Origin of the sequence: Pseudomonas tumuqii (genome assembly GCF_013184545.1) — a bacterium.
GTDB classification, from domain to species: Bacteria; Pseudomonadota; Gammaproteobacteria; order Pseudomonadales; family Pseudomonadaceae; genus Aquipseudomonas; species Aquipseudomonas tumuqii.
This window is the reverse complement of sequence record NZ_JAAOJA010000037.1, coordinates 1-5417: the sequence shown is the minus strand read 5'-3', so window position 1 is coordinate 5417 and position 5417 is coordinate 1. Positions and strand designations below refer to the sequence as shown.

The following is a 5417-nucleotide window of genomic DNA, read 5'->3' as shown; positions in this document are numbered from 1 at the left end:
ACCACCGCGACGTGCTGACCGTCCAGCGCGGCGCGCAGCTTCTGCTCGACGGCGAACTCGCTGCCGCTGGGCACGATCAGCAGCCATTCGTCCGGGCCCAGCCATTGCAGCGAGGTATCACCATTGGCCACCAGGGTCAGCGCCACCGGCAGCTCCAGGCCGAGGGCCTGGTGCACGCCGCCGGCGAAGTTGCTGTCACTGGCGTCGCCGCGCAGGGTCAGGTGGCCGAGCAGTTTCTTTTCGCGCAGGCACACCCCGGCGCGGCTGCTCTTGTTCAACGGGGCCTTGCGCGCCAGCTCGTCGAGGCCGGCGTGGAACAGTGGCGACTCGGCGTAGCCGGTGTCGGGGCGTTGTTTGTAGACATTGATTGCGGTCATTTTCTTAACCTGTCGAAATTGTCTGGTTGACCCGTAGGAGCCAGCTTGCTGGCGATCGGCAGTCAGACGGATAAATCGTCGGAATGCCGGACCACTGCACGCTGGCCCCTACGGTTGCGCACTGAGTCTTCAGATGTTCTGCCGCTCGCCTTTCGGATCGAGGAACACCGCGCTGACGATTTCGGCCTCGATCAGCGTGCCATTGGCCAGGGGTGCGAAGACCTTCTCGCCCATGCGTTTGAGGCCGCCCTTGACCAAGGCCAGGGCGAAGCTATAGCCCATGCTGGTGCTGAAGTAGCTGGAGGTAACGTGACCGACCATGCTCATCGGCACCGGCTGCTTGGGGTCGAACACCAGCTGCGTGCCTTCCGGTAGCACCTTGCTCGGGTCGAGCGGTTTCAGCCCCACCAGCTGCTTGCGGTCCTCGCGCACGCAGTCCTGGCGGTTCATGCCGCGCCAGCCGATCCAGGAGAAGGGCTTGGTCCGGCCGACGCACCAGCCCATGTTCAGGTCGTCGGGAGTGACCGAGCCATCGGTGTCCTGGCCGATGATGATGAAGCCCTTCTCGGCACGCAGCACGTGCATGGTCTCGGTGCCGTACGGGGTCAGGTTGTACTGCTTGCCGGCCGCGACGATCTTTTCCATCACGCCCATGGCGTAGTCGGCCTGCACGTTGACCTCGTAGGAGAGCTCGCCGGTGAAGGAGATGCGGAATACCCGCGCCGGCACGCCGCCGACCTTGCCTTCCTTCCAGGTCATGAACGGGAAGGCGTCCTTGCCCAGGTCGATGTCGGTGACCTCGCTCAGCAGCTTGCGGCTGTTGGGTCCGGACAGGGTCATGGTCGCCCAGTGATCGGTGACCGAGGTGAAGTACACCTTGAGCTCCGGCCATTCGGTCTGGTGGTAGATCTCCAGCCATTCCAGCACCCGCGCGGCGCCACCGGTGGTGGTGGTCATGACGAAGTGGTTGTCGGCCAGGCAGGCGGTCACGCCGTCGTCGAAGACCATGCCGTCTTCCTTGCACATCAGGCCGTAGCGCGCCTTGCCCACGTCCAGCTTGGTCCAGGCGTTGGTGTAGACGCGGTTGAGGAACTCGCGCGCGTCCGGGCCCTGGATATCGATCTTGCCCAGGGTCGAGGCATCGAGGATGCCGACGCTGTCGCGCACCGCCTTGCATTCGCGACCGACCGCGGCATGCAGGTCTTCGCCGTTCCTCGGGAAGTACCAGGGGCGCTTCCACTGGCCGACGTCCTCGAACTCGGCGCCATTTTTCAGGTGCCAGCGGTGCAGCGCGGTGTAGCGCACCGGGTCGAACAGCGCGCCGCAGTTGCGCCCGGCCACCGCCCCGAACGTCACCGGGGTGTAGTTCGGGCGGAACATGGTGGTGCCCATCTCGGGGATGCTGATGCCCAGCGAACGGGCGGCGATGGCCAGACCGTTGATGTTGCCCAGCTTGCCCTGGTCGGTGCCGAAGCCCAGGGCGGTGTAGCGCTTGACGTGCTCGACCGACTCGAAGCCCTCGCGGGTGGCCAGCTCGATGCCGGCTGCGGTGACGTCGTTCTGCAGGTCGACGAACTGCTTGGGCGCACGCGCCGTGGGCTTGTCGTGGGGCACCTGGAACAGCGCCAGGCTGGGCTCTTCATGGTGACCGAAGACCTTCGGCAACTCGCCAGCGACGGCGGCGAAGCCAGCTTCGCTGGCGGCCTTGACCCCGGCGGCGCAACCTTCGGCAAGCACCTCGCCGAGGGCGAACACGCCATTTACCGCACCGGCGCAGACCCGCTGCTGGAAGCCCTCGCCGGGGACGAAGGCGAGGATGTCCTGGCGCCACACCGGCTTGCCGCCGAGGTGCGAAGCCAGGTGTACCACCGGGCTGTAGCCGCCGGAGCTGGCCACCAGGTCGCAGTCCAGCCAGTCGCCGGGGCTGATGACCTTGAGCGCCTGCGGATCGATGCGGGCCACTCGCGCCGCGCTGACGCGCTTGCTGCCACGGGTTTCGATGACCGCGCTGCCGGTGATTACGCGCAGGCCCTTGGCCCGTGCTTCCTCGACCCAGGCGCCCTTCGGGTTGGCTCGCGCATCGGCGATGGCCACCACCTGCAAACCGGCTTCCAGCCAGTCCAGGGCCACCCGGTAGGCGTAGTCGTTGGTGGTCGACAGCAGCAGGCGCTTGCCCGGCGCCACGCCATAACGGCGCACGTAGGTGGATACCGCGCCGGCCAGCATGTTGCCCGGCACATCGTTGTTGGCGTACACCAGCGGCCGCTCGTGGGCACCGGTGGCCAGCACCACGCGCTTGGCGCGCACGCGGTGCAGACGCTGACGCACCGCCGCGTGCATGAACGGGCCCAGTTGCCCGGCCTCACCGAGGTGGTCGGTGCGTCGCTCGTGAATGGTCAGGAAGTTGTGGTCGTGGTAGCCGTGTACGGTGGCGCGCGGCAGCAAGGTCACGTGCGCCATGCCAGCCAGTTCGGCGAGGGCCTTGGCCACCCAGTCGCTGGCCGGCTTGCCGTCGAGGGTTTCGCGGCTGTCGAGCAGATGACCACCGAACTCTTCCTGCTCGTCGGCGAGAATCACCCGCGCCCCGCTACGCCCGGCGGCCAAGGCGGCGGCCAGACCGGCGGCGCCGCCACCGACCACCAGCACGTCGCAGTGCTGGTTCATGTAGTCGTAGCTGTCCGGGTCGTTCTCCTTCGGCGCACGGCCCAACCCTGCGGCCTTGCGGATGTACTTCTCGTAGGTCAGCCAGAGGTTCTGCGGGTACATGAAGGTCTTGTAGTAGAACCCCGGCGGCATCATCTGTCCGCCGACCTTGCCGAGAATGCCCATCAGGTCGGTGTTGACGCTCGGCCAGCCGTTGGTGCTGGCCGCCACCAGGCCGGCGTACAGGGCCTGCTGGGTGGCGCGCACGTTGGGGATCTGCGCCGCTTCGGTCGAGCCGATCTGCAGCACGGCGTTGGGTTCTTCGGCACCGGCGGCGACGATGCCGCGCGGGCGCGAGTACTTGAAGCTGCGGCCGACGATGTCGACACCGTTGGCCAGCAGCGCGGCGGCCAGGGTGTCACCGGCGAAACCCTGGTAGGTCTCGCCATTGAAGCTGAAGCTCAGCGGCTGGCTGCGGTCGATGCGCCCGCCCCGGGAAAGACGATTGATCTGGCTCATGCCTTTGCTCCTGCCGTGCGGCTGGTCTGCGGAGCGCTCTTGGCCTTGGCGGTCACGCTCGGCTTCTCGCCGATTTTGTAGGTTTCGAAGATTTCATAGCTGATGGTGTCGCGGGTGACGTTGAAGTACTGGCGACAGCCGGCCGCGTGAATCCACAACTCGTGGTGCAGGCCGCGCGGGTTGTCGCGGAAGAACAGGTAGTCGCCCCACTCCTCGTCGGTGCAGGTGTTCGGCTCCAGTGGACGCGGGATATGCGCCTGGCCGGCGGTGTGGAACTCCTCTTCGGAGCGCAGTTCGCCACAATGGGGACAGAAGATGTTGAGCATTGCGGATTTCTCCTGTTAGTGGGCGACGCCGGCAGCGCCGTGTTCGTCGATCAGGGCGCCGTTGTAGAAACGGTCCATGGCGAAGGGTTGGGCCAGCGGGTGCATCTCGCCTTTGGCCAGGCTGGCGGCGAACACGTGACCGGAACCGGGGGTGGCCTTGAAGCCACCGGTGCCCCAGCCGCAGTTGAAGAACAGGTTCTTCAGCGGGGTCTTGCTGATGATCGGGCAGGCGTCCGGCGTGGTGTCGACGATGCCGCCCCACTGGCGGTTCATGCGTACCCGCGAGAGCACCGGGAACATCTCGACGATGGCCTGCAGGGTGTGCTCGATGGTCGGGTAGGAGCCGCGCTGGCCGTAGCCGACATAACCGTCGATACCGGCGCCGATGACCAGATCGCCCTTGTCAGACTGGCTGATGTAGCCGTGCACGGCGTTGGACATGATCACGCTGTCGATGATCGGTTTGATCGGCTCGGACACCAGCGCCTGCAACGGGTGCGACTCCAGCGGCATGCGGAAGCCGGCGAGTTTGGCCATGTGCCCGGAGTTACCGGCGGTGACCACGCCGACGCGCTTGCCGCCGATGAAGCCGCGGTTGGTTTCGACGCCGATCACCGCGCCGTTTTCCTTGCGAAAACCGATCACCTCGGTCTGCTGGATCAGGTCGACGCCGAGGGCATCGGCGGCGCGCGCATAGCCCCAGGCCACGGCATCGTGGCGGGCCACGCCGCCACGGCGTTGCAGGGAGGCGCCCATCACCGGGTAACGGGTGTTCTTGCTGCAATCGAGGTAGGGAATCAGTTCCTCGACCTGCTTGGCGTTGAGTACTTCGCCGTCGATGCCATTGAGCCGGTTGGCGCTGACCCGGCGTTCGATGTCGCGCATGTCCTGCAGCGAATGACCGAGGTTGAACACCCCGCGCTGGGAGAACATGACGTTGTAGTTGAGGTCCTGGGACAGGCCTTCCCACAGCTTCATGGCGTGTTCGTAGAGGTGCGCCGACTCGTCCCACAGGTAGTTGGAACGCACGATGGTGGTGTTGCGCGCGGTGTTGCCGCCGCCGAGCCAGCCCTTCTCGATCACCGCGACGTTCTTCACGCCGAATTCCTTGGCCAGGTAATAGGCCGTGGCCAGGCCGTGACCGCCGCCGCCGACGATGATTACGTCGTACACCGGCTTGGGCGTCGGGTTGCGCCACATGCGCTGCCAGTTTTCATGGTGGCTGAACGAGTGTTTGAACAGGCCGAAGCCGGAATAACGTTGCATCAGTGGGTACTCCTGATACGAAAAAGCCTAACCGTAGGAGCGGGCCATGCCCGCGAACCCCGTGGATCGCGGGCATGGGACTTGGCGTCCCCCCGCTCCTACAGGATCATTGCGCTCAGCGATAAACCGGGTAATCCGCGCAGAGCCCGGCCGCCAGGGTGGCCACCTGCGCCTCGACATCGGCATCGCCGAGGTGGTCGAGGATGTCGCAGATCCAGCCGGCCAGCGCGATGCTCTGCGCTTCCTTGAAGCCGCGGGTGGTGATCGCCGGGGTGCCGATGCGCAG

The 5417-nt window shown here is 66.1% G+C and carries 4 protein-coding genes and 1 pseudogene; all 5 read right to left on the bottom strand.

Translation table 11 applies throughout. The features are described 5' to 3' along the window. Positions 1-377: sarcosine oxidase subunit gamma family protein (locus G9C89_RS24745; RefSeq protein ID WP_218575972.1), on the bottom strand; the 377-nt coding region annotated here is incomplete at its 3' end. A gap of 129 nt (positions 378-506) precedes the next feature. After that, a complete protein-coding gene (locus tag G9C89_RS24740) occupies positions 507-3539 on the bottom strand; it encodes a sarcosine oxidase subunit alpha (protein ID WP_172153331.1) in 3033 nt (1010 codons plus the stop codon). Continuing rightward, complete coding sequence (locus tag G9C89_RS24735; RefSeq protein WP_172153329.1) at positions 3536-3865, bottom strand: sarcosine oxidase subunit delta; 330 nt, start codon at positions 3863-3865, stop codon at positions 3536-3538. Before G9C89_RS24735 ends, G9C89_RS24740 begins: the two co-directional genes overlap by 4 nt. A 15-nt stretch (positions 3866-3880) precedes the next feature. Next, a complete protein-coding gene (locus G9C89_RS24730; RefSeq protein ID WP_172153327.1) occupies positions 3881-5131 on the bottom strand; it encodes a sarcosine oxidase subunit beta family protein in 1251 nt (416 codons plus the stop codon). 115 nt (positions 5132-5246) lie between these two features. Further along, positions 5247-5417 (bottom strand): annotated as a pseudogene (gene glyA, locus G9C89_RS24725) (serine hydroxymethyltransferase); the annotation flags it as partial.

What these genes read in the sequence shown, in the direction of transcription:
- G9C89_RS24740 (WP_172153331.1), bottom strand. Translation starts at nt 3,539, where the DNA reads ATGAGCCAGATCAATCGTCTTTCCCGGGGCGGGCGCATCGACCGCAGC.
- G9C89_RS24735 (WP_172153329.1), bottom strand. Translation starts at nt 3,865, where the DNA reads ATGCTCAACATCTTCTGTCCCCATTGTGGCGAACTGCGCTCCGAAGAG.
- G9C89_RS24730 (WP_172153327.1), bottom strand. Translation starts at nt 5,131, where the DNA reads ATGCAACGTTATTCCGGCTTCGGCCTGTTCAAACACTCGTTCAGCCAC.